17 protein-coding genes are annotated in these 23,224 nt (G+C 51.1%); 11 read left to right on the forward strand and 6 right to left on the reverse strand.

All coding sequences use genetic code 11. The features are described 5' to 3' along the window. Window positions 1-2: 2 nt before the first annotated feature. From BUA40_RS03795 to BUA40_RS03805, 3 genes are read right to left on the reverse strand one after another with little or no spacing between them, the layout of a single operon-like run. Window positions 3-1,679 (reverse strand): PHP domain-containing protein, encoded by a 1,677-nt coding sequence (locus BUA40_RS03795; protein ID WP_072798545.1) that lies wholly within the window; start codon window positions 1,677-1,679, stop codon window positions 3-5. Further along, complete coding sequence (locus BUA40_RS03800) at window positions 1,679-2,512, reverse strand: hypothetical protein (RefSeq protein ID WP_072798547.1); 834 nt, start codon at window positions 2,510-2,512, stop codon at window positions 1,679-1,681. The genes BUA40_RS03795 and BUA40_RS03800 overlap by 1 nt, the downstream gene beginning before the upstream one ends. Before the next feature lie 45 nt (window positions 2,513-2,557). Then, on the reverse strand, window positions 2,558-3,412 hold the full coding sequence (locus tag BUA40_RS03805; RefSeq protein ID WP_072798549.1) for an outer membrane protein assembly factor BamD: 855 nt from the start codon (window positions 3,410-3,412) through the stop codon (window positions 2,558-2,560). A 64-nt stretch (window positions 3,413-3,476) separates the two neighbouring features. Between BUA40_RS03805 and BUA40_RS03810 the strand changes: the two genes are divergently transcribed. From BUA40_RS03810 to nrdG, 8 genes are all read left to right on the forward strand, one after another. Continuing rightward, window positions 3,477-4,889 (forward strand): LptF/LptG family permease, encoded by a 1,413-nt coding sequence (locus tag BUA40_RS03810; RefSeq protein WP_072798551.1) that lies wholly within the window; start codon window positions 3,477-3,479, stop codon window positions 4,887-4,889. Next, a complete protein-coding gene (locus BUA40_RS03815; protein ID WP_072798554.1) occupies window positions 4,886-6,025 on the forward strand; it encodes an LptF/LptG family permease in 1,140 nt (379 codons plus the stop codon). The genes BUA40_RS03810 and BUA40_RS03815 overlap by 4 nt, the downstream gene beginning before the upstream one ends. A gap of 10 nt (window positions 6,026-6,035) precedes the next feature. Next, window positions 6,036-7,871, forward strand: a complete 1,836-nt coding sequence (locus tag BUA40_RS03820; protein WP_072798556.1) for a sensor domain-containing diguanylate cyclase — start codon at window positions 6,036-6,038, stop codon at window positions 7,869-7,871. 30 nt (window positions 7,872-7,901) lie between these two features. After that, window positions 7,902-9,395 (forward strand): sodium:solute symporter, encoded by a 1,494-nt coding sequence (locus BUA40_RS03825; protein ID WP_072798559.1) that lies wholly within the window; start codon window positions 7,902-7,904, stop codon window positions 9,393-9,395. 20 nt (window positions 9,396-9,415) lie between these two features. Then, on the forward strand, window positions 9,416-10,186 hold the full coding sequence (locus BUA40_RS03830) for an SIMPL domain-containing protein (protein WP_072798561.1): 771 nt from the start codon (window positions 9,416-9,418) through the stop codon (window positions 10,184-10,186). 400 nt (window positions 10,187-10,586) lie between these two features. Beyond that, window positions 10,587-12,917: an anaerobic ribonucleoside triphosphate reductase gene (locus BUA40_RS03835; RefSeq protein ID WP_072798564.1), complete on the forward strand. Its 2,331-nt coding sequence runs from the start codon at window positions 10,587-10,589 to the stop codon at window positions 12,915-12,917. Window positions 12,918-12,940: 23 nt separating this feature from the next. Beyond that, complete coding sequence (nrdD, locus tag BUA40_RS14345) at window positions 12,941-13,087, forward strand: anaerobic ribonucleoside-triphosphate reductase (protein ID WP_072798566.1); 147 nt, start codon at window positions 12,941-12,943, stop codon at window positions 13,085-13,087. Between the two features lies 1 nt (window position 13,088). Next, the gene (gene nrdG, locus BUA40_RS03845) at window positions 13,089-13,646 is read left to right on the forward strand and encodes an anaerobic ribonucleoside-triphosphate reductase activating protein (RefSeq protein ID WP_072798569.1); all 558 of its coding nucleotides are present in this window, start codon (window positions 13,089-13,091) and stop codon (window positions 13,644-13,646) included. 1 nt (window position 13,647) lies between these two features. On the opposite strand, the gene BUA40_RS03850 is transcribed toward nrdG, so the two are convergent. Beyond that, entirely contained in the window at window positions 13,648-14,640 is a 993-nt protein-coding gene (locus BUA40_RS03850; protein ID WP_072798861.1) for a bile acid:sodium symporter family protein, read from the reverse strand. 84 nt (window positions 14,641-14,724) lie between these two features. Continuing rightward, window positions 14,725-16,728 carry a glycoside hydrolase family 9 protein gene (locus BUA40_RS03855; RefSeq protein WP_255369193.1) on the reverse strand — a complete coding sequence of 668 codons (2,004 nt, stop codon included), beginning with the start codon at window positions 16,726-16,728 and terminating at the stop codon, window positions 14,725-14,727. A gap of 288 nt (window positions 16,729-17,016) precedes the next feature. On the opposite strand from BUA40_RS03855, the gene BUA40_RS03860 reads away from it, so the two are divergent. Genes BUA40_RS03860 through BUA40_RS03870 form a run of 3 tightly spaced genes read left to right on the forward strand, consistent with a single transcriptional unit; the run spans window position 17,017 to window position 19,836 of the window. Then, window positions 17,017-17,850 carry a TIGR02147 family protein gene (locus BUA40_RS03860; RefSeq protein ID WP_072798575.1) on the forward strand — a complete coding sequence of 278 codons (834 nt, stop codon included), beginning with the start codon at window positions 17,017-17,019 and terminating at the stop codon, window positions 17,848-17,850. Further along, window positions 17,843-18,688: a hypothetical protein gene (locus BUA40_RS03865; RefSeq protein ID WP_072798577.1), complete on the forward strand. Its 846-nt coding sequence runs from the start codon at window positions 17,843-17,845 to the stop codon at window positions 18,686-18,688. The genes BUA40_RS03860 and BUA40_RS03865 overlap by 8 nt, the downstream gene beginning before the upstream one ends. After that, complete coding sequence (locus BUA40_RS03870; RefSeq protein WP_072798580.1) at window positions 18,685-19,836, forward strand: hypothetical protein; 1,152 nt, start codon at window positions 18,685-18,687, stop codon at window positions 19,834-19,836. Before BUA40_RS03865 ends, BUA40_RS03870 begins: the two co-directional genes overlap by 4 nt. A gap of 174 nt (window positions 19,837-20,010) precedes the next feature. Here BUA40_RS03870 and BUA40_RS03875 read toward each other — a convergent pair whose 3' ends face one another. Beyond that, window positions 20,011-23,145, reverse strand: a complete 3,135-nt coding sequence (locus BUA40_RS03875) for a GH116 family glycosyl hydrolase (RefSeq protein ID WP_072798863.1) — start codon at window positions 23,143-23,145, stop codon at window positions 20,011-20,013. Window positions 23,146-23,224: the final 79 nt, after the last annotated feature.

The raw sequence follows: 23,224 nt of genomic DNA on the forward strand, positions 1-23,224 counted from the left end.
TCCTAAAGGACTGCGGCAGACGTCATGGCGAATTTGCCAGTGGCGGTTTCACATTCGGCACGCAAGTAGGCAAAGTCGTCGGCGTTCACGGTGATGTCTGTTTTAGAAGGCGGTAAGACGAGGCTTTCCATGCAAATGCTTTCTTGTGCGGCGAGTTTTCCGCTGCTGTTGCGGCGTCTGCCGTAAATGCGAATGTAGCGGAAGGCTCCGCCAAAGTCCTGGGTGTTGCGGGCGTGGAAGGTGATTTTCTTTTCGCCGCGTTCCCACCAGAGTGCCGGACCATCGGTGATGTAGCAGTTGTCGCCCGCAAAAGCCTCGTTGAGCGTTTCAAGGGAGAGATTCTTTTTAGATCCTTCGACTCCGACCTGACGGTCTTCTCCACAAAGTGGATAACAGCCACTAAGGGACTCCGTCCCAAGTGTTGTATAGCTCAGGATGACACTTGGGGGCAATTTCACGACTGTGCGGACTTTCCCGAATACGTGTGCGCGGCTATGTTTCAGCGATACTAGCGGAATGCTGACGGCAGTTGTGTCGTTTAAATCGCCGTGGGCGTCGTTTCCGCCGATGGGCAACAGGTAATTCCCTTTGCCGAGTTCTTCGATCCACCATTCGCGTCCGAGTTTAAAGCCTTCATCGCGGATTCCGTTCCAGAACTGGATTCCGCGAATCTTGTGGGAGGCGTCCAAGTTTAAATCTTTGTGATTCCAGTAACCGCGACGGAAGATGAACTTTTCGAGGTATCCCATCGGCTGCATGGGGTGGGCCGCAAAGCAATGCGCTTCGGTCATTTCCAGTAGCTTCGGAATTTTAAAAGTCGGTTTATTGTCGAGCCAATTGCGTCCGCAGTCGCCGAGACCGGGCAAGTAACCGTTGGGTCCGAGTACGGTCATATGCACGTTTTCGCCCTTGGAATTGCCTGCAGAAACTTCTTCGCCGGCAACCATCAGGGGCATGTCGGTCGCTTTATTCAGTTCACGGATTTCTTCACGGAGGGCGTCGAAGCGGGTGAGCGGAGAGTCCGCTTCTTTGGTGTAGTCTTCGGTGGTGTAGGCAAAGTCGTAGGCGTGATCTGTGCAACTGACAAAATCAAGGCCGACGGCTTGGGCCGCCTGTTGCATGACTTGAGGCGTGGCGCCGTGTTCTACGTGGTCTGCCGAGTAATGTGTGTGGCAATGCATTTCGCCGGCCACAAAACCTGGTGCTTTAGGCGGTTCTTCTGCAAGCACCTGAATTTTGAGGGGAACAGACTTGAGCCCGGGATGATTCCACCGTTCAAAAACTTTTGTCTTGTCTAAATCGGCTCCACTGTTGGAATCGATTCGTCTTGCGTAAATCTTGCACCGGATTTCGTAGCAGCCGGCAGGGAGTGTGTCTAAATGGATCTGGTAAAAACAGAATTGCTCTGTCGCACGGTATTGCAAATCCAGGGATCTTTCAGGGATGGCCTTTGCATCGGCATCAGTTCCCTGGATGTTGATTTCCATCTTTTCGATTAGAGTCGGAAACCGATGGGCGTCTCGCACCACAATCCACAGCATGGGCTTTACGCCGGGAACAAACTGAAAGGGTGCATCTACTAGAATTTCGGGCCAGGGCTTGTACAGCAACGACCACGGAAGCTTGAACTTAAAATGCGTTTCGGCGTAATGCAACTTCTCGCCTGGAATAAAACTCATTATTCCTCCGAGGATTTTTTGTCATCATCGTCGTCGTCATTATCATCATTAACTTCTATAGGTTCGGGTTCGTTCCAGAGCCCAAAACCAATGCGCACCTGCATCGTGAGTCCACCGATGTTCCATTTGGCCTTCTTTTCGGGGCCGTCGGGAACAATGCTAGAGAATTTCTTGTTCGATTCGACCTTGATGCTGCTGAATCCGACATCTCCGTAAATGTTGAAGTTCTTCCAGTTTGCGATCAGGTAGCCGACGCTTACGCCAAAGCCTGCTCCCAACAGGGGCGTTTTAGCTTCCATCCTGCCCCAGGTGGAGTAAATTTCTGTGCCGGGCAGCACCCAGTACCAGCGCACGGCGATGCTAAAGAGGCTTTCGCCCGAAAGCGTCATGAGGTTCTTGGGAATGCCTAGACGGTATTCCAAGAAGAACGGCATGCCTTGAATGGTATAGCTGTAATTGTGGGTGCGGTTCTTTCGGTCGGTAAGCACGACGGATTCGTTGTCGTAAATAAAACTGACGCCAGCGCTGACGAAATTGTCACGAAAAATCTGGTACTGCAACCCGGCTGTAATGGGGAAGCAGAAGTTTACCTTTTGAAAGTCCTGCTTGGCGACACTCAGGGATTCGCTTTCGGTGAGGGCGTCTTCCCTAAAGCTGCGGTAAAGCGTGTCGATGGCGTTCTGGAAATATTCACGTTCCGGAAAGTCCAAAAAAGAAACGGCGGGCTGCAAGAAAATGGAAAGCTTGGAACGGTCGCGGGTCGAAGTTTCTTCGGCGGCCATCGCAGATGCGGCAAAAAGTGCCACAAGGAGGATGTATGCAAGTTTTCGCACCTTTTTGTTTCTGCCTACTGTCTACTTCCTACTGCCTACTAACCATTAGTTTTGCATTTCTCGGTCTTCCTTAAAGAAGCGCTTCTTCTGGGAATCCTTTTTCATGCGCTTGGCAAAAGCGATTTCGGCCTTGTCGATTTTCTTTTCGGTCTTTGCAATCTGCTTTTGAATCTTCTTGTCGTCGGGGCTTGCTTCGTTGCGAGCGATGTTAAGGTAAAGCTTGGCGGTTTCAAACTGGTCCAGTTCGTTGTAGGCCTGTGCAATCATAAACAAAGCTTCAGTACGGCGCTTGCTGTTGGGGTAGGTTTCCAGGAATTCCTTGAAATAAATCACGGCAGCCTGGTACTTGTCCATGCGCAGGTAAAGTCTTGCGGTCTGGAATTCCTTTTCGGCAAGGCGTTCAACGAGCAGGTTGTAGTAGTAGTTCACCGAGTCGCGAAGCGGAGAATCGGGGTAGTTGGACAGGTAACGTTCAAAGTCCTTCATGGCGATGGTGGTGTTCGCCTCGTCACGGCTCACGCGGAATTCCATATTGAAAGAAGAAACGGCCTTGCGGAATTCGGCGGTTTCAATAAAGGGCGAGCCCGGAAAGTTCAAGATGAAGCTTCCGTATTCACCGCGGGCGTCAATCCATTCTTCCATGTTGAAATAGCTTTCGGCCATCAAGAATTGAGCCTGTTCCATATAGCCAGTGCCGGCGCAGGTCGAAAGAATTTCTTCCAATCTATCAGTGGCGCGACCATATTTTTCTTTCTTGAAAAGTTCCTCTGCACCTTCAAAGCGGATACGGCACCACTCGGTGTGTTTCATCTTGGATTTACCGCTAGAAGAACAACCGACCAAAAATGCAGTTTCAGCTAAAATACAAAGGAATAAGGGAATCTTTTTGAACAGGTTCATTTTTTTTCTTTGGTTAATTCTAATTTTACTCCCGTAAAGTAGAAAATTTTGTAAGTTCAGAAAAATGATTTTAGTCCGCTACGTGTTGAAAGAGCTCATCGGTCCCTTTTTGGCCGCTCTTTTTGGGATCACGTTCCTGTTCGTGGTGGATTTTCTCGTCAAAATCCTTGATAATGTGCTGTCGAAGGGGCTTCCCGCCTCGACGGTTCTTGAAATCTTCGCGCTGAATCTGGCGTGGATGCTTTCGCTTTCGATTCCGATGGCGGTCCTTGTGGCAAGCCTCATGGCCTTCGGTAGGCTTTCGGGCGACCAGGAAATCACGGCTTGCAAGGCGGCGGGTGTTTCGCCTCTTTCACTTATGCGCCCGGTACTTCTTGTGTCGATGCTGATTTCGGTGTTGATGGTGGTGTTCAATAACTGGGTGTTGCCTGAAGCGAACCACCGCTCCGTAGAACTCATGAATGCGGTGTCTCGCAAAAAGCCGCACGTGTTCATTGATGCAGGCCGACTCATTACGCAGTTCCCCGATGTTCAACTTTGGGTGAACCGCATTGATCCTGTAACGGGAACTTTGTACGGAATCCAGATTTTTGAAATGGAAAAGAAGGGGGCTCCCCGTATCGTCTATGCCGACAGTGCGACCATGGAATACGAAGACAATGGGGCTACCCTTATGCTGCGCTTGCGCAGTGGTGAAACCCACATGACCGATGCGGACAATCCGGAAAACTACTTCCGCATCCGTTACTTCTCGCAAGACCTGGCCATGAAGAATGTGGACGATCGATTGGAACGCCGCAGCCGCAGTTATCGCAGCGACCGTGAAATGCCCATCGAGATGATGACCGAAGTGGTGGAAGACGCTGAAAAACGATATGGAGAATATCGCGAACAGGCTCTCGAAAAGAGGTTGAATACGCTAGTCGAATTGCGTGACCATGCAGTGGGTGACTCCATTATTCCCGAAACGATGGAAAGTGGAACGAAGATTGATTCTATCCAGCGTAGGCGGTCCTTGCAGCGACTACGCGTGCAGGAAATTGCAGCGCTCCGTACTACCGAAAGATTGTATGGACGAATGGAAACGGAACTTAAGCGCAAGGCGCAGTACACCGTTGAAATCCACAAGAAGTACAGCACCGGTTTCGCCTGCTTTATTTTTATCTTGATTGGAGCACCCCTCGGAATTATGGCCCGCAAGGGCGGTATCGGTACAGGCATTCTTTATAGCCTTGCCTTCTTTGTCATTTACTGGATTTGCCTGATTGGTGGCGAGAATATGGCCGACAGGCTCCTGATTGATCCGGTCCTTGCCATGTGGGCGTCGAACATTATCATTGGCACCTTTGGCATTTTCATTACGATTGCGATGGTGCGAGACCGTTTCTCGGGTGACTCCAGGTTCTTCAGGGTGCTGCGAGCCATTGGCGGATTCTTCAAGAAAATTTTTGGCATCTTTACTAGGAGGATCGGATGAAATTCTCCCGATACATGATGTGGAATTTCATGAAGATGTTCCTGATTGTGCTGTTGGGCGCAATCCTCATGTTTGCGGTCATCGACTTCGTGGGCAACATCAAGACTTGGCTGGCCCGCGATACCAAGGATGCGATTGATTACTACGTAAGTTACTTGCCATACATGATTTACCTGATTTCGCCGGTGGCCTTGTTTATTGCGGTTCTGGCTTCGATCGGTAACATGACGCGCCATCTTGAAATGAGTGCCATGCAGAGTTCGGGGCAGGCTCCGTTCAAGACCTTGATTCCGATTTTCCTGTTCGGTGTCCTGGTGTCTGTCGGTTCTTACGAAATGAGTGAACTCTGGCTCCCTGACGCAAACCATAAGCGTCTCGAGACCATGGAAACGAACGCCCAGAAAAAGAAGAATCCCCGCATCAAGGAAAAGCGCGACTTTACCTTTATCGACAGCGAACGTGCGAGTTGGTTCTTTAGGCACTATTCTGGCAAGGGCCGCTTCGGTCGCGACGTAGTTTTGCTTCTACGAGAAGACGGTCGCCTGGTGGAACGCTACGATGCAAAGATTGCCCGCTGGGTAGAAGACGCTCCCAAGGATTCCCTAGATTCCATAGCAAGATTGAGCAGCATTGACCCGCCGCCGGGTTGCTGGCAGTTTGAACGTGGCAACCGTCGTGAATTCCACAAAGATGGTACGGTCAACGTGTACCCAATTCAGCGTGAAAAACTGTGCGGCAAGGTGACTACCTATCCGGGCGACTTGATTAACGAACGCCAGACTGCTGACGAAATGGATTCCAAGATGGTCATGGCCCGAATCAACGTGCTTAGGCGTTCCGGTGAAGATACCCGAGCCATGGAAACGGCGCTTCAGTTTAAGCGTTCTGCTCATTGGATGAATTTGATTGTACTACTCATCGGTGCAGCCCTCTGTCACCGTTATAGTCGTTCTGGGGGCCTTTCCCAGAAGTTCGGGGTTGGCCTCTTAATTGTTTTTAGCTATTATATCCTTGAAAGAATTGGCTTAAAGATGGGAGAAAATGGTGCACTTTCGCCTTTTTGGGCGGCATGGATCAGTCATTTTGTATATGGCGGAGTCTCTGTAGTAATGCTGTACCGTTCTTTCCGTTTATAACGGGATTGATATGTCTGTTGCAGAAATTTTATTCGTGGTCGCAGGCCTTTTGCTTGGCCTTGCATTCCAGGGGGGAATGTTCCTGTTTCTCATTCCCTTTGCCGTTGTCGCGTTTGTGCTCGCCTGCATGAACCGTCCGCGTCTTGCCGGTCCGAATTCTCAGCAACCTGCAACCGCTCCGATTCCGACGATTTTCAAGAATCGCTCGACGACTACGGCTCCGGTTATCACTCCGACGTTGCAGAACGAATTTTCCAATGCCCCCAAGGGTATGGCTAACGAACCTGAAGCCGCTCTCAAGGTGAGCCAGGTTTGGGCCCGTGCCAATGCCGACATCAACCGCTCCATGACGGACATGTTGCTCGCACTCAAGATTGTGGTTCCTCATGTGAATTCTGTCATCGTGTTTACGCAGATGGAAAACCAGAAGGAATGGGGTATCCGCAATTTCGCAAATGATAAAGAAATTTCAGTGAACCTTCGTACGCGCATCACGGAAACCTCGGGTCTTTTGGGTCAGTTGTTCCGTAGCAATGTGAACCGCCTGTTGGAAGGGGACCTTCCGGGTGCCAAGAGCGTGATGTACTATATCGACAATCCGTCTATCAAGTCGGTGGTGGCTGTTCCCATGATCGATCACGCTTCTGGTCTTCGCGTGGGTGCCCTGGTGATGGATTCTGTATATCCGAACGCCTTTAACGACATGACGGCCAATGCCCTTAAGTTTGTGGCTAGCGCTATTTCGATGCTTGACTACAAGGGCTTCTACTCTGCACAGAAGCATATTGCCCTGCAGCAGTATGGTGGACTTTACAGCTACCTGCGCAAGTTCTTCCAGACCATGACGGTGAAGGACATTTACAAGCAGATTATCAATTATGTGAAGGCTAATATGGCCTACGACCGCTTGACGATTCTCGCCTTGGATCAGGGTGACGATATGAACGGTCGTGTGGTGTTCTGCGATGGTGTCGATTCCGAACAGTTCGCGAACAAGACCTTCACGCTCTCGGATAAGGGTGTCTTTGTTCTGGCGCTTTTGCGCAACCGTCCCATGGAGCGTTCCTTCTTGCCGGGCTTTAAGGACTACCTGCCTCGGTTGAACGACTCTGAACGCAAGAACTTGAACCTGCGCCAGATTCTGGTGATGCCGATTGCGGCCGAACATGATTCCGATACGGCTGAAATTGCGATTTGCCTTGAAAGCAGCAGTTCCATGCCCTACAACGATCACGAAAAGGAATTGCTCAAGGCGTTTGCCGGTGTGGCAGGCTTTGCCTACAATCGTGCCCGCAAGTACGAACAGGGTTGCGACCAGGCTATGCGCGATGGTCATACGGGTCTCATTAACAAGAAGACGATGTTTGAAAAGCTCCGCGCCGAAAAGGTTCGCGCCGACCGCAGCAAGTATAGCATCGGTCTCTTGATGATGGATATTGACCACTTCAAGCATGTGAACGATACTTATGGACACCCGATTGGTGACGTGGTCATCAAGGGTATTGCCGATACCATCAGTAAAGAAATCCGCGGTGAAATCGACGTCGTTGCGCGCTTCGGTGGTGAAGAATTCGTGGTGGCACTTATCGATACCAATGCCGAAGGCATGGTGGAAACTGCAGAACGAATCCGCAAGTCGGTGGAAAAACTGGTATTCGATGTGCACCAGGCAGAACCTTTGCGTGTCACGGTGAGCGTGGGAGCCTTCTTGCTCACACAGGGCTTTAACGGCGACTTGCAGAAGGCAATCAACAATGCTGACCAGGCTCTGTACCGCGCCAAGGAAGGCGGCCGTAACCAGGTGGTGCAATTCCAGACTGCCGAAGCCGAACCTGCCGCAGTGTAAGACGACTCTAACCATTAACCCCTGTATTCTATGTTTACGTTACTTGATTGGATTGTTCTCGTCGCTTACTTGTTGCTTTCTGTTGCAATCGGTTTGTTTGTTTCTCGCGGGAACAAGAATCTCAAAGAATACATGTTGGGTGGCGGCTCTATCCCGTGGGTGGCGGTAGGCATTAGCCTTATTGCAACGTCTGTCAGTGCTACGACGTTCCTCGGTGCTCCTGCCGATGTGTATGGCGACAACATGACCTTCCTCATGTTCCAGATAGGAGCTCTCATCAGTATTGTGGTGGTGGGTCTTGTCTTTATTCCGCGATTCCGCACTTCGGGCATCAATAGCGCCTATGAACTTTTTGAAGTCCGCTTTTCTAAGCCCGTGCGTCGAATTGCGGCGATTTTTTATTGCTTGCATTTGCTGCTCCGTACAGGAATTCTGTTGTTTGCTCCGTCGCTGGTGCTTGCGCAGATTTTGCATATCGACTTGAAACTTGCAATTATCGTTTCGGCTGCCGTCGCCATTTTCTATACCTGGTTTGGTGGAATCAAGGCGGTTATCTGGACTGATGTGATGCAGTTCGTCGTCTTCTTTGGCGGCGGAGTCCTGGTGCTTTTGATTATTTCGAATTCGGTGGGAGGCTTTAGCGAAATGGCCGCCCTTGCTAGCGAAGCGGGCAAGACTAAGTGGTGGGACGCCTCAATGGATATCTCCAATGCACGCACGCTTGTTTCGGCGGGCTTTGCCTATGCGATTCTTGAAATTGCCATTCGCGGTTGCGACCAGCAGTTCGTGCAACGCTACTTGAGCTGCAAGGATGTGAAGGCTGCAAACCGTTCCAGCATTCTTTCGATGGTGCTTGGCTGTGCGGTGTCCATTCTGTTCTACTGGGTGGGCGCGGCTCTTTATGTTTATTACCAGAAGGCTCATGCAGCACCTCTTCCGGAGGGCTTGGGCCAGAACGACGTGTTCCCTTACTTTATTGTAAATGGACTTCCGGTGGGCGTGACGGGGCTGATTGTTGCCGCCATTTGTGCTGCGGCCATGAGTAGCCTTTCGGGTGCCATCAATTCCTTGGGCAATACCTCGGAACGAGACTTCTTGGGCTGGGATGAAAACGCTGGTATCGGTGGACTCAAGCGTGCCAAGATTTGGACTGCCGTCTGGGGAATTCTGGGAATCTTCTTTGCCTTGTTTGCAGCAACCCAGCAGGGGAGTTTGCTTAAGAATGCGCTGTTCTTTACAGGTCTTTTCACGGGCCCGCTTTTGGGAATGTTCTTGTTGGCTTTCTTTGCCGACAAGGTCTTTGGAACAGGTGCCAAGAAACTTCGCGGTTGGGTTGTTATTGTAGCTGTTGTTTTGGGTATGGCAAGCCTTATCCTGGTGCAGGGAATTCCTGCCTTTGGAGTGCCTGCGGTGTTGGGAGGAATTTTCAGCTGGCCTTGGATGCCCTTTATTAGCATGACCACGACTATCGTGATGGCTCTACTGATTAATGCGGTCACCAATTTGGTATCAACAAAGAAATGAACTTGTCATAGGGGTTGAATATGAACAAAGTTACATTGGGCCTCGTCTTCTTGGTGGTGCTGCTGGGATTCCTGCTGCTTACCACGGATAACGGTTGCATGAATATGAAACCGGGGCAACCTTCCTTGAACGTGCCGTCGGCTTTTGGCGGCCAGAGTGCCACGGTCAAGGTGTCTGCTTCTGAATCTCGCAAGTACGAAGCCAACGAATTCGTGACGGTGGCGATGCTCGAATTGCGTGGCCGTGATAAGGAACTGCTCTATAAGCAGCTCGAAGCTCGTCGCCAGGCGATTTTTGAACAAATGAACAAACTCGATATCCAGAATACCGATATCGAACAGAACAGTGTAGATATGCGCAAGGAATGGTCTTACGACAAGGGAACCCGCAGTCTTACGGGGTATGTGGTGAGTCAGTCTTTTGCAATACGCTGCTCGTCAAGGCCGGTGGCCGCCGCTGCTGTGGCGGTGCTTTCTGCTGAACTGGATGTGGAAATTGATCGTACGACTGCGCGCCTTAAAAGTGAAGATTCCTTGCGTAAGGAATTGGTTCTCTTGGTGGGCAAGAAGGCTTTGGACAAGGCCGGAAGTTACGCCGAAAGTGTGGGTGGCTCTCTTGGCAAGGTGATCTCGGTCAGTGAAAATGGTGGTAACGACGGCGTTGTTTACGGAAGAACCGTCTTGGGTGCAGCCAAGTTCAATGACTATAGTGAAGATGCCATGCTGGCTTCCATCGCGGACTCGGTGAGTATCTCTGCGTCAGTTCATTTGGTCGTAGAATTGATTCAATAGAGCGGCTAGTCACACTAGTTTTGTTTGTCAAGACGTAGATTACAAAAAACTTTTATTTTTCTGTTGATAAGTAACCTCGATGGTTACAATTAGCTAACTGCTTATAAATAAAGGCGTTAGCTTTTTTTATGTTTATTTTGTTCGAAACGGGTTTTGGCGCCCCCGTTCCGAAGTGTTGATAAGTTTAGTTTTGTAATCTTAAATTTACACAAAAAGCGTTATTTTTTTGAAAAATGTCTTCCAATGACACTTACTTTTATTATATTGTTTTCCATATCTTGTGCTTCGCCCCAAAACTTAGACGCAAGATATAGTAAATACCGGAATTGAAAGAAAAAAGTATGCTCGACACGAATTTTGCTCATCGGGAGCCTATTCGCCGGGCAGCAAGGATTGGTAGATGATTGTTTCTGTAAGGAAGCGCGACGGCCGTGAGATGCCGTTCAACATTGAAAAAATTGCCGACGCTATTGTCAAGGCATTCCGCGCATCGGGCGAGCTCGACGAACAGATTAAGGCCGCCCAAAGTCAGTTGAATTTGTTGGGAAGCGATGACGTGCTTACGAGCACGGCCCTCAAGGTGTCTGCCGATGTGGTGGGCAGGCTTGAATCCGAGGGCAAGAATGTTCCCGAAATCGAAGAAATCCAGGATGCTGTCGAAAAGGCTCTTACCGAAGGTGGCTATGCCGATACCGCCAAGAGCTACATCTTGTATCGTGCCGAACGTACCCGCGTGCGCGAAGTCAATACTCGCCTCATGCATACGCTCCGCGACATTACTTTCAGTTCTGCCAAGGAATCTGACCTCAAGCGTGAAAATGCAAACATCGATGGCGATACCGCCATGGGTACCATGCTCAAGTATGGTTCCGAATCGGCAAAGCATTTCTACACGATGATGATGCTCAAGCCCGAGCACAGCCGCGCCCACATGGAAGGCGATATCCATATCCACGATTTGGATTTCTATTCCCTTACCATGACCTGCTGCCAGATTGACCTCAAGAAGCTTTTCAAGAACGGCTTCAATACCGGTCACGGTCATCTGCGTGAACCCAAGGATATCCGTAGCTACGCCGCCTTGGCCGCTATTGCTATTCAGTCTAACCAGAACGACCAGCATGGTGGTCAGTCCATTCCGAACTTCGACTACGCCATGGCCGATGGCGTGCGCATCACTTACCGCAAGGCCTACCTTTCCAACATGGTCAAGGCTCTCATTCTTCTCACGGGCAAGACCGAAGAAGAAATCCAGCCGGTGGTAAAGAAGCTCCATACCGAAATGGCTGAAATGGACATGGTGGCAACGCTTGTTCCGAACGAAAAGTTCCAGGAAGCCGAAGCTCGCGAACTGTCCAAGACTTATGGTGAAGAAATCACCAAGAATGCACAGAAGTTTGCCGAAAAGATGGCCTACGAAGAAACCGACAAGGCGACCTTCCAGGCTATGGAAGCCTTTGTTCATAACCTGAACTCCATGCACAGCCGCGCCGGTGCCCAGACTCCGTTCTCCAGCATCAACTATGGTATGTGCACCGAGCCTGAAGCTCGCATGGCTATGCGTAACTTGCTCCTCACCACCGAAGAAGGTTTGGGTGGTGGCGAAACGGCTATCTTCCCGATTCAGATTTTCCGCGTCAAGGAAGGTATCAGCCTGAATCCGGGCGACCCGAACTATGACTTGTTCAAGCTGGCTTGCCGCGTGAGTGCCAAGCGCTTGTTCCCGAACTTCAGCTTCCAGGATGCCCCGTACAACTTGCAGTACTACAAGCCGGGTCACCCTGAAACCGAAATTGCCTACATGGGTTGCCGTACCCGCGTGATTGGTAACCACTACGATCCGTCTCGCGAAATCAGCTTTGGCCGTGGCAACCTGAGCTTTACGTCGATCAACCTTCCGCGTATCGCCATCAAGATGAAGTCCGTGGACCTGTTCTTCAAGGAACTCGACCGCATGCTTCAGCTGGTGAGCGATCAGCTTATGGAACGCTTTGCCGTCCAGAGCCGTCGCAAGGTCAAGAACTTCCCGTTCCTTATGGGACAGGGCGTGTGGATTGATTCCGACAAGCTCGGCTGGGAAGACACCGTGGGTGAAGTCATCAAGCACGGTACGCTTTCCATTGGCTTTATCGGTCTTGCCGAAACTTTGGTGATGCTTACGGGCAAGCACCACGGCGAATCCGAAGAATCCCAGAAGCTGGGCCTCAAGATTATCGGTCACATGCGCGAATTCTGCGACAAGGAATCCGAACGTCTCGGCCTCAACTTCAGCTTGCTTGCTACGCCGGCCGAAGGCCTTTCTGGCCGATTCGTCCGCATGGACAAGAAGAAGTTCGGTATTATCCCGGGCGTTACCGACCGCGATTACTACACCAACTCTTTCCATGTGCCGGTGTACTACAAGATTTCCGCTTTCAAGAAGATTTCCTTGGAAGCTCCCTATCACGCACTCACCAATGCAGGTCACATCAGCTACATCGAACTGGATGGTGACCCGACCCAGAACCTGGATGCATTCGAAAAGATCGTGCATCACATGGCAAAGTCCGGCATTGGTTATGGTTCCATCAACCACCCGGTGGACCGCGACCCTGTCTGCGGATTCGTAGGTGTGATTGGCGATGTTTGCCCTCGTTGCGGACGTAGCGAAGGTCATGCCATCTCGGAAGAAAAACTGAAGGAACTGCGTAGGCTTTATCCGGGTATGCCCGCCTTCAAGGGCATCCGCTAAAAATTTCTAGTAAGGAGAATCAAATGTCTGAAAAAGAACTCAACAAGTATGGTGAAGGTATCGGATTCGAACGTATCCGCCGCATCACGGGTTACCTGGTCGGTACCGTTGATCGCTTCAATAACGCTAAGCGTGCCGAAGTGAACGATCGCGTGAAGCACGGCGTATAATATGGACGAATATCCTCGCTTGCGAATTGCCGGAATCGAACCCGAATCTTTCGTGGACGGTCCCGGAATTCGTATGACAATCTTTACTCAAGGTTGTCACCATAATTGTCCCGGGTGTCAGAACCCGCAGACCCACGATTTTAACGGGGGTCATTTTATTGAAATTGATGAAATCCTTGAGATGATCGAGGAAAACCCGCTGCTGGATGGCATTACGTTTAGCGGTGGAGACCCGATGGATCAGGCTGCGGCTTTGATCCCTTTGGCTCGTGAAATCAAGGAACGTGGTATGAACCTGGTGATCTTTACCGGTTATACCTACGAACGCCTGATGGATCTAGCCCATGAACGCCCTGAAATGTTCGAGCTGTTGACTTTTGCCGACATCTTGATCGATGGACCGTTCATTATGGCGAAAAAATCCCTCGATATTAAATTCAGGGGATCGACGAACCAGCGCATTATCGATGTGCAGCAGAGCCTTGTAGAAGGCCATGTGGTGCTTCACCAGATCCAGCTGGACGAAATGAAAGCACGTCCGGAACTGGTGCCGGCGTAACTTACGCCTTTTTCTTGTCGTGCCAGGCAAAGAAGTTTGCGAGTACTGTACCGCTAATGGAATGGTAGGCGCAACTCAGGGCGCAGGGAACTACACAAAGCACCGCTTCGGGGTGTTGCGTCACATTATCAGGATTCGCGAAGAAGGCGGCCGCAAGAACGGTCGCCATTCCTGCATTCTGTACACCCACTTCGATAGCAATGGTGCGCTTTTTGGCGGTATTGAACTTGAAAAGGCGACCCACGCTATAGCCAAGAATATAACCTAAGGCGTTGTGGCAGAACACCACCGCAAGTACCAAGAAAATCAGTCCGAGGCCATTCGTCAGGAGCTGCGGACGAACGGTTACAACTACGCCACCCACAATGCACATAAGTCCAATCACGCTCACGGCGGGCATGTTCGCCTGGATTTCCTTGAATACGGCGCGCTTGCCCAAGAAATGGTTGCAAAGGAATCCGATGGTTATCGGGGCGACGGTTACGTACAGAATGTTCAAGAACATTCCCTTTGCGTTCACGTCGATGCTCGTATCGGCAAGCCACAAGACCAAAAGCGGGGTCATGATGGGGGCAAGAAGCGTCGAGACCATGGTCATGCTCACCGAGTAAGTGACATCGCCTTTGGCGAGGAAACTCATCACGTTGCTAGAAACGCCGCCCGGGCAGCAACCCACTAGAATAATGCCTACGGCCAGGTACGGATCCAATCCGAACAGCTTTGTGAGCCCGAAGGCGACAAACGGCATGATGGTGTATTGTGCGACGGCTCCGAGCAGAATGTGGAGCGGCTGTTTCATCAGGTTTCGCACATCGTCCATCGAAATCGTAAGTCCCATGCTCAGCATAATGATGCCGAGAATCACGGAAGAAACGTTCCCGTGCACCCATCCGAAGGCGATGGGGAGGAAGAAGGCGACGACTGCGCTTGCGATGACGAATGGGGAAGCGTAAGAAGAAAGAATGCGGCAACAAGCCTTAACTATCTTAAACATGCCATAAATATAGATATAAACGGAACGAAAAACAGGCCCGATAAAATCGGGCCTGGCATTTGAAATGCTCAAAAAGAGAAGGAATTAGTGAATCTTGTTGCCGAGAAGGTCGAAACGCTTGCCGTTCTTTTCGACATAGAGCTTGTGGCCGTTCTGATGAATGCGCGGAGCTGCCTTGTTCTGCATGCTGGCGGGCAAAGTTTCGTGAATGGCTGTAGTCGCTGAACTGCTCGAAATCCACGGATTCCACTGCGAAGAACTCGAAGCGAGCGACTGCGAAGAGCTGGATTTTTGTTCAGACGAGCTAGACTCCGGAGCGACAGAAGAGCTAGAAGCCACCTGAGAACTGGACGAAGCGACCGAAGAACTCGACGAGACAACAGTAGACTTTCTAGCAACGCCATTCGCTGCGAACGAGGGCGCGTAACCAGCGTTCAAAGCTTCAAGGGCTCCAGCGAGGTAAGCAAAAGGAGCGTTCCAGTTGATAGCTACTTCGTTGGTAGCGTAGCTGCAACGCTGATCGGTATAAGCGGTTGCCGCATTGCCTGTTCTGTAATCGCTGCACTTCCATTCGGCAGCAGAGCCAACGTCTTCGCCACCGGGCTGCGGGCCACCCACAAGCATACCTGGAATCGGATCTTCTACGTTGTCCGAAGTACTCGGGCGGTGGTGCGGCATCTTGGGAGACTTCGTGCCGTAACCTGTAACAAATGACATGTCAAGCGGATTCTTGCCGAGCAAGTAATCAAGCACCTTGAGCGCTGCGGTGTAATACTTTTCGTCGCCGGTGAGGTAATAGGCATGCAAAAGCCATACGCCCTGATTGGAGGCCACGGCGTTGGAGCCCCACACAAAGTCATCTTTCGCCATCACCACGCCAAAGCCCGACTTGGTACGGTTCACGAAACCATCTGCAGTGCCCAAGATTTTCTGTTTGGCTTCGTTTGCATCGCCAAACACAGATGCATGCGTCGCCTTGCCATAAGTGGCAACGCCCGAAAGGTCGCCCCAGTACGACACATATTCCGAAGAACCATTCTGCTTGTAAGAATTATCGCCCGTGGTAATGGCAAGTTCCGTACCGGCAAAAAGTTTTTCGTCTGCCGCGTTGTTGCCTTCGTATGCACCCGTCGCCACATCGGAGGGGTTTGCGGTAAAGTGGTAGCTCATATTCGAAGAGCCCCAGCTATAAGCCTTCTTGGCTGCATCAAGGCACTTAGCGGCGTAATTGGAATCAAACGGCTTGTACACGCGAGCTGCTACCGCCATCACGCCGGCAAAGTCAAGGGCGGCTTCGGCACTCTTACCGATAACATAAAGTTTTGCATTGTCTTGCGCAGGCATCACATCGCCCGGGAAAGCAAGAGAGGTAAGCTTGTGATAAACGCTACCGTCATTGGCCTGCATAGTCAGCATCCAGTCCAAATTGTACTTGATTTCGGCGAGCAAATCCGGCAAAGTTCCATCGGCAGGAATATTCCACTTGGCCGTCTTGAAAAATTCCGGGAAATGTTCGTAAAGCGAAAGGAGCGTGTAGGTGGTAATGCCCGAATTCACGATATAGCGTCCGTAGTCGCCGGCATCGTACCAGCCCTTGCTCGAATTGATGGTGCCCGAAGCGCGCGTAGAATTATGAAGTTCGACAGTCGCATTCGTATGGCCTGCGGCTCGCGCCCACTTGCCCGCATACGAGCTTTCGAGCGCCATGGAAGCACGCTGGTAGTAGAACCACTTGATAGCCGCCTTGTAAATGTCGGCGAAGGTGTTATTCTTGACCACCAGATCCTGGCGAAGCGTCTGGCCGCCCACCTTGATGGTGTACGTGCCTTCGGCAGTCAGCTTAGAGATATCGACCAGCTGTACATTCTGGCCGCTAGCATCCCAGTAAGAGGCGGCACCCGGCGTTACCGTGAGCATGGTCTTGCCCGAGGCATCCTGAATTTCGACATTGCCAGAAGCACCGACAAGCGAAAATTCCTTGGGGTCGGAAGGGCGGAAACCCACCTGGTTAATGTAAGCGTTAGCAGCAAATACCGGCGCACCGGCAGAAACAATCGCGGTGATCGCGATAAACGTATTTTTATTCATTCCAAACATCCTCTCTTGTTCAAGAAAGTTCCAAACACCGTTGCTAAATATATAGAAATGCCGTTTATAACGGCTTTCGTATTTGAATAATTTGAACAGTACTGTATCGAATGTTTTTTAAGGACGCGCACTCTGTTATACGGCTTTTAGGCTGTATTATACGTCTTGTATAATTTAGAGAAAAATATTTGTGAAAATGAACTAAATGTTGTTGATTTTAATCAAAAATACTGATTTTTGTATAATAAATTGTTGACTGACTCCTAGAAAAAAGATATATTCCTTAGTATGAAATCGGTACTTGAATATAAAGACTATCACCTCTTTATGCAGGATTACTACGACGAACGCAAACGTCTTGGTGCGTTCTCGTGGCGCGAGTTCTGCAAGAGTGCCGGTTTTACTTCGCCGAATTTCTTGAAGCTTGTGTGCATGGGCCAGAGCAAACTCAGCAAGGTCAAAATAGACGATGTGGCGAAGGCGATGGGCCTTGCCGGCTACGAGGCGGATTATTTCCGCGAAATGGTCCTGTTTTGCAATGCGGATAAAGATGAGGCCAAGAAGACGGCTCTCCTCGAAATGCAGAGGATTGCGCTGGAACATAAGGTGCGCGTGGTCGATGGCGATGCCTTCCAGTATTATGAATCCTGGAAGTATCCGGTTTTGAGGGAACTCATTCCGATGATGCCGGGGGCGACTCCTCGCGACATTGCCGACGAATGCAAGGAGCATGTGTCTGCTGAAGAAGTCCGCGATGTGTTGAATTTCTTGGTGAAAGCCGGGTTCTTGAAAAAGGACGGCGAAAAGGTCTATTCGCAGACGGAGCAGACCGTGATCGGTTCGCAAGAGGCTTTGCCCATTGCCATTCGAGCCATGCATAAAGAGATGGCGAACATGGCGGCCCGCGCCGTAGACCGCTATTCCGTAAATGAACGTCATTTTACGGGTGTCACGCTCAGCGTGAATCAAGAGGCGCGCGAACGAATTGCGAAGGAACTCGATGCCTGCTGCAGAAGGGTGCTTGCGATTGCGAACGAATACAGTGATCAGGATCAGGTTTGTAGAGTCAATTTCCAGTTTTTCCCGGTAACGGACAAAGTTAAAGGGGTGCACCATGTTTAAGAAGTTTGCACTTGCCGTCAGTTCCCTTTCCTCCATTTTCATGGTGGCCTGCTCCAGTGAAAACGTGGCTGGCGGGACGATTGACCCGAATTCCATTGCCGAAATCAGCTGTTCCTCCGAAATCAGTTCTTCGGCGGTAGCTCCGGATGAGGAATTGTCCAGTTCGTCTGTAGGAGGCGGGAAGGATGTTCCTCCTGTAGAATTGAGCTCGTCTAGCAACAATGTGGATATCGTTATCGAATCCGGCTCATCTGTAAAGAAATTTGAGGTAGAGTCTAGCTCTTCGTTTGTAGATTCAAAGGATGTGAGCAGCAGTTCGATTGAAGATAAGGGTCTTGTGCCGGATCCGATACCGGTGTCATCTTCGTCGGAATCGTCTGATACCATAAATCCGAACAGTCCTTTAGTCTATTGCTTGGGCGAAGTATACGAGTTGGATACCTCTGATCAAAAAAAGGATTTTGGATTCACGCCTTCCGCCCAAAAATATGTGGAGAATGATTGGGTCAAGGTAACTTTGATTGATGTTGCACTCGAAGTTCCGTGTGCGGCTTCTAGTCGGGAATTGTTCTTGAAAATGCTGGGGAACGGGAGCCAGATTCAGGTGAAACTTGAAAGCGATACACTGTATGTTGCCGATTCGAGGAGCGATGAAAAGCGCAATAAGAGATCTACATACGGTTGTGTTTGTGCGGCCAGAATTGAATTTTCACTGGATAAGTTGTATTCGGACTTTGACTATGCGGTATTTAATCGAAGGGAGGCTTTCCCGGTGGAAGATTTGACTCCCGTTCCGGAGCAGCCTAAACAGAATAAACAAGAAGGAGGATTCATATGAAAAACGCGAAAATTTTGACCGGTATTGCTTCCGCCTCAATTACGGCAGCGCTCTCGTTCGCGTTGCTCGCCTGCGGCGACGATTCGTCTTCGAGTATGGCACCTGAGCCTATTACTGAAGGCAACAGTTCCGCTGTGGAGGTGTCGTCCTCTAGCGAACTTCTGCCCGATACGACCTGTTGCAAGGTGACGAGTTCTTCGTCTAGTGGGGAACAGGGGACATCCTCTAGCGAAGAACCGAGTTCATCTTCTGTGTTGTCGTCATCGAGCTTTGATATTCACATGTCGAGCATGACTTGTTGTGAAGATATCATTCAGAGAACAGATGATGTTTTCGGAATGTGCCTCGATAAAAATGTGGATCCCATGGCTGATGCAGCCTTGCCGCCTGTTGCCTATATGATTCCGGAAGAGGGAACCGATTCGGTGGCGATTGTTATCGAAAATGTATCTATGGCTTGCGAGGCTATTAGTGGAACGACAGGCATGATTAGGCGTCCCCCTATCAAACAAATATCTGTAGGGACGAACTATTCTTATCTTAATGTGGTCCCGAAAATGGATGAATCTCGCGTGCAAGAAGATTGCATTTGCGGTGCACGGCTTATTTTCAAAATCGAGGCAAAATCCAATTTCATAAGTGCTACGACTTTGAATGTTGTCTTTGACGATAATACGATTAACGAAATCCCTATCGTTAAGGAAGATTCTACGGTTGTAGTGGATACAATCCCTTTCGCACTGGATAGTGTTCCTGAATCGACTCCGACGGAATTGGAATTGAACGGCTATGCGCGAGGCAAATGCATGGATAATGACCTTGCCGTAAAGCCTGTTACAAAAAGTGCAGTCTCTGACCTTCCCGAAGCAAGGCAGATTACTTACATGAACGGTATGACAGTCTTGACCTTGGAAAATGTGATGGACTATTGCGGAATAGACGCGAAGGTTTCTCAAAAGATGGTCGGTGATACGTTGATACTCGATTACTACGATCAGAGCGCGGTGACGAAGTGCATTTGCAACTTTGATCAAATCGAGTTCCTGCTTGAACCGGAAAATACGGCTGCCAGATACGTCAAGTTCAAAGATGTCGTGTATTGGATCGACGTGATTATGTACGAGGTTCAGTTTAACTGGAAAGGGTGATTGTTTTTTCTACTCACGAAAAAACAGGCGCTCCATCGGAGCGCCTGTTTTGCTAATGTCCGGAAAAACGGTTTGATCTTGTCCGTGAGTAACAAAGCCCTCGGGTGTTAACCGAGGGCGGTTGCGAGAGCGAGGCAATATCACATTTTTAATCAGCGATAGAGCCGAGCGGTCTTATAGAAGTGCGAAGATCATACCCGGGCGGAAGTACTTACCGGCGGTGTACTTCAGAGCCGTGCTGTGGAGCAGCATGAACAGCGCGCTTGCTTCAACCTTGTTGGCCTTGGCGATGCTGCCGAATGCCTTGGTGAAGGCGGACAGGTTGCGCGGGAGCTTCGGGCTGATGCGGCTGTCGGCAAGGAGGGCGCCTTTCTTCAGGAGTTCCTTGTGCATCTTGTCGGCGGCAGTGGTGCTGAGGCTAAACGCCTTCACGAGCGCTTCCGGGTGCAGGCGGCAAGAACCGTTGAATCCTTCCGGTGCGGCGAACGGGATGCGGGCTTCTTCGTAGAGGTTGCGGATCATGGAATCGCCCATGTCGGCAGCCTGCTTTTCCAACCCGTGGTGCATCATGGCGCACATGATGCTGTACTGGATACCGATCCACACGTCGTGAGCCTGGAAGTTGAATTCGTCGAGCGGAGAGCCGTCCTTACGAACAAGGTTTGCTGCACCGATGAGCGGGCTGTTTGCTTTGTAGTTCGTGTTGAATACGCGGAGCAAGTTGGCCTTGGCCTTCTTCTCGTCGCTAATCGGCTTGAGGCTGAGCAGGCGGAGGTAAGTGTCGGCGAGCATCGTGTCAGCGAAGACGTCGTCGCAGTCGTTAGCGATCTTTGCGTTCCAGCTGGCGGTAAAGGCTTTCTTGCACTGGGCGGTGAGCCATGCCTTCTTGAGGCCGCGGAGTTCGTTCTTGGAAAGTTCCACGTCGCTCGGGATTTCGCCAGAGTTCAGCCATTCGTTGATGGTCTTGAGGGCTGCCTTCACGTTGGTGCCGTCGATAACGAGCGTTTCCTTGATGGCGTCGGCGAGTTGCGGGAGCTTGTCTGCCACAACGTCCTTCGCTTCTATCGGGGTCACGAAGAAGTGGTAGTAGCCTTCGGCTTCGTCCCACAATGCTTCGTCGAATTCCTTGTTGGCGTCGTCGGCCTTGGCGTTCCAGGTGTCTGCCTGAGCCTTGTCGCCGAGGATTTCGGCAATCTTGGCGGCGGCGCGGAGACCTGCAATCCAGAGGCTACCGCAGTATACGGAAATGCCGTGGCTGGAGAGGTTGTCGAAGGTGTCGTCGGTACCGTGGGTGAGCGGGAAGTTTTCGCCTTCGTTCACCATCTTTTCGAGGTATTGCATGGCTGCGTAAACGGCTTCCTTGCAATCCTGCAAGTTCTGCTTGTCCTGCGTCTTCACGTAGTGGCGCAGCACCATCAAAACATACTTCGGAGCGAGATCCTTCCATTCCTTCACGTTGTGCCAGTCGTAGGCATCGGGTTCAGCATCAAAGGGGCTTCCGAGGTCATGAATCACGGCACCGCGAACAGCGCGCGGGCCTTCAAGTTTCGGGTCCGGAAGGTCGGCGAACGGGTGGTTCACGTATTCGTGGTGACGGCGACGGTTGTTGTTCACGGCGAGAATCGCATCACCGAAGCGCTTCATCACCACACCGTCGAGGCGCGGCATCAGGGCCATCAGGCTGAAGCTGCCGTAGAAGTAAACGTCGAGGGAGTTGAAGAACGGATAGTCAGCGCATTCGCGGACGAGGAAACGGTCGTCCTTGTCCCACACGGTGGCTTCGGCGAGGAAGCTGAGCGTGTTGATGGCGAGACTCTTGAATTCGTCCTGCTTGGCGGCAGTCTTGTAGAGCTTGGCCACGGCCTTCTTCGGGACGAGTGCTTCGAATGCCTTGAGGCGTGCGTCAAAGTTCTTGTCGGCGGCGAGGGCTTCTTCGAGGATAGCGCCCACGCGGCCATAAGCTTCGGGGAAGAAAGCGGTGTACTTCTTGGCGGAAGTAAGCTTGTTCAGCTTGATTTCGGGGAAGTCGAGCACCAGGTTGAACTGGAAAGAAACCTTCTGCTTCGGCTTGAGAACGGCGGTAACGGCAACAGCACCGGCCATCGTTTCGCGACCGCTGTAAACGTTCTTGACCCAGGCTTCGCAAACGCGGCCGCTGCGGAGAGCGCCCTTCAGCACAGAGGCTGCGTCATCCTGGTAGAACATCGGCTTCACGGAAACGTTCAGGTTGTCCTTCTTATTCCAGGCGACGGACACGCCCATGCATCCGTTAAAATCGCTTTCGGCGAGCGGCTTTTCGTTGTAAAATTCGAGACCGCGGACTTCGCGACCGTCATTGGCCTGCTTGCTAAACTTGACTCCCTTCGGGAAACGTGCAGACGGCACGAGCACGAAGCTAGAGTCCTGAACGCCCTGGCGGTCCTTCTTCGCCATGTAACCGGCGATGCAGTCCTGCACCTGCACGATCGTGATTTCGCGGGTTTCCTTGGTGGTATTTTCGAGAGTGAACACGGTAGCGTTCACGGGGAGGCTAGAGAGGCGTTCGTCACCCGGAGTCACATAGCTGGACTGGGTCTTGGTAATCTGCACGCCCTTGCCTTCATACTTGGTTTCGCTCACCGGATAGAGTGCGGCGTACTGCATCTTGGCGGCATCGTAACCGGCCTGGCCCAAGAATTCGCTGTCGTTTGCCCAAGCGGCGGTGAGGGCGCCCTGACGCACAACCTTTTCGCCCACGACACCGTTGAAGAAGTCGATGACGGCGCTGCGGTTGAGTTCGGCACCGGCCTTGTTCAAGAGAGCTGCGGTGCGGTCGCTCCATTCAATGTGCCAGCGTTCAAAGTCGGCAGCGTTGTTCTTGAAGAAATCACTCCCTGCAATGGCCTTGTTGAACTTGGCTTCGGCCTTCTTCTGATTAGCAAGTTCAGCGGCGGTAAAGAGTGCTTCGCCCTTGGCGTCCACGAGCGGGTACTTGGCGAGCATCTGCGTAAAACCAGCGAAGTCGGCAATTTCGAGAGCGGCCTTTGCGTCAACCACGGATTCGCGGAAGAAGAAGTTGTTGAAGCGGAGGTCAGAGGGCTTTTCGGTGCGGACCTGCACGCCCGGCATCACGTTCATCACGGGAGTGGTGCCTGCAGGCGTTGCGGTGAATGTCGAGCCGATACCGCCGACAGCAATACCCGTGGTAGAGGGGGTCGTAGAAAGCGGGGTGTACCAGGGCTGGATAAATTCCACGGCGAGGCCCGGGGTCATCAGCTTCTGGACGGAACCGGCCTGTTTTGCGCCGGCGAGGTAATCTTTAATGCTCATAGTCAATTCCATGAATTGGGGTTAAATTTTTACGAGTTAAAAGTTAAAAATTATAAAGACTGTAAAAAGGAATACATTT

Origin of the sequence: Fibrobacter sp. UWT2, from assembly GCF_900142545.1 — a bacterium.
Lineage (GTDB): Bacteria > Fibrobacterota > Fibrobacteria > Fibrobacterales > Fibrobacteraceae > Fibrobacter.

Coding starts and splice junctions, on each gene's coding strand:
- BUA40_RS03875 (WP_072798863.1), bottom strand. CDS start 23,145: ATGAGCATTAAAGATTACCTCGCCGGCGCAAAACAGGCCGGTTCCGTC.
- BUA40_RS03805 (WP_072798549.1), bottom strand. CDS start 3,412: ATGAACCTGTTCAAAAAGATTCCCTTATTCCTTTGTATTTTAGCTGAA.
- BUA40_RS03795 (WP_072798545.1), bottom strand. CDS start 1,679: ATGAGTTTTATTCCAGGCGAGAAGTTGCATTACGCCGAAACGCATTTT.
- BUA40_RS03825 (WP_072798559.1), top strand. CDS start 7,902: ATGTTTACGTTACTTGATTGGATTGTTCTCGTCGCTTACTTGTTGCTT.
- nrdG (WP_072798569.1), top strand. CDS start 13,089: ATGGACGAATATCCTCGCTTGCGAATTGCCGGAATCGAACCCGAATCT.
- BUA40_RS03855 (WP_255369193.1), bottom strand. CDS start 16,728: ATGAATAAAAATACGTTTATCGCGATCACCGCGATTGTTTCTGCCGGT.
- BUA40_RS03850 (WP_072798861.1), bottom strand. CDS start 14,640: ATGTTTAAGATAGTTAAGGCTTGTTGCCGCATTCTTTCTTCTTACGCT.
- nrdD (WP_072798566.1), top strand. CDS start 12,941: ATGTCTGAAAAAGAACTCAACAAGTATGGTGAAGGTATCGGATTCGAA.
- BUA40_RS03870 (WP_072798580.1), top strand. CDS start 18,685: ATGAAAAACGCGAAAATTTTGACCGGTATTGCTTCCGCCTCAATTACG.
- BUA40_RS03835 (WP_072798564.1), top strand. CDS start 10,587: ATGATTGTTTCTGTAAGGAAGCGCGACGGCCGTGAGATGCCGTTCAAC.
- BUA40_RS03860 (WP_072798575.1), top strand. CDS start 17,017: ATGAAATCGGTACTTGAATATAAAGACTATCACCTCTTTATGCAGGAT.
- BUA40_RS03865 (WP_072798577.1), top strand. CDS start 17,843: ATGTTTAAGAAGTTTGCACTTGCCGTCAGTTCCCTTTCCTCCATTTTC.
- BUA40_RS03810 (WP_072798551.1), top strand. CDS start 3,477: ATGATTTTAGTCCGCTACGTGTTGAAAGAGCTCATCGGTCCCTTTTTG.
- BUA40_RS03815 (WP_072798554.1), top strand. CDS start 4,886: ATGAAATTCTCCCGATACATGATGTGGAATTTCATGAAGATGTTCCTG.
- BUA40_RS03830 (WP_072798561.1), top strand. CDS start 9,416: ATGAACAAAGTTACATTGGGCCTCGTCTTCTTGGTGGTGCTGCTGGGA.
- BUA40_RS03820 (WP_072798556.1), top strand. CDS start 6,036: ATGTCTGTTGCAGAAATTTTATTCGTGGTCGCAGGCCTTTTGCTTGGC.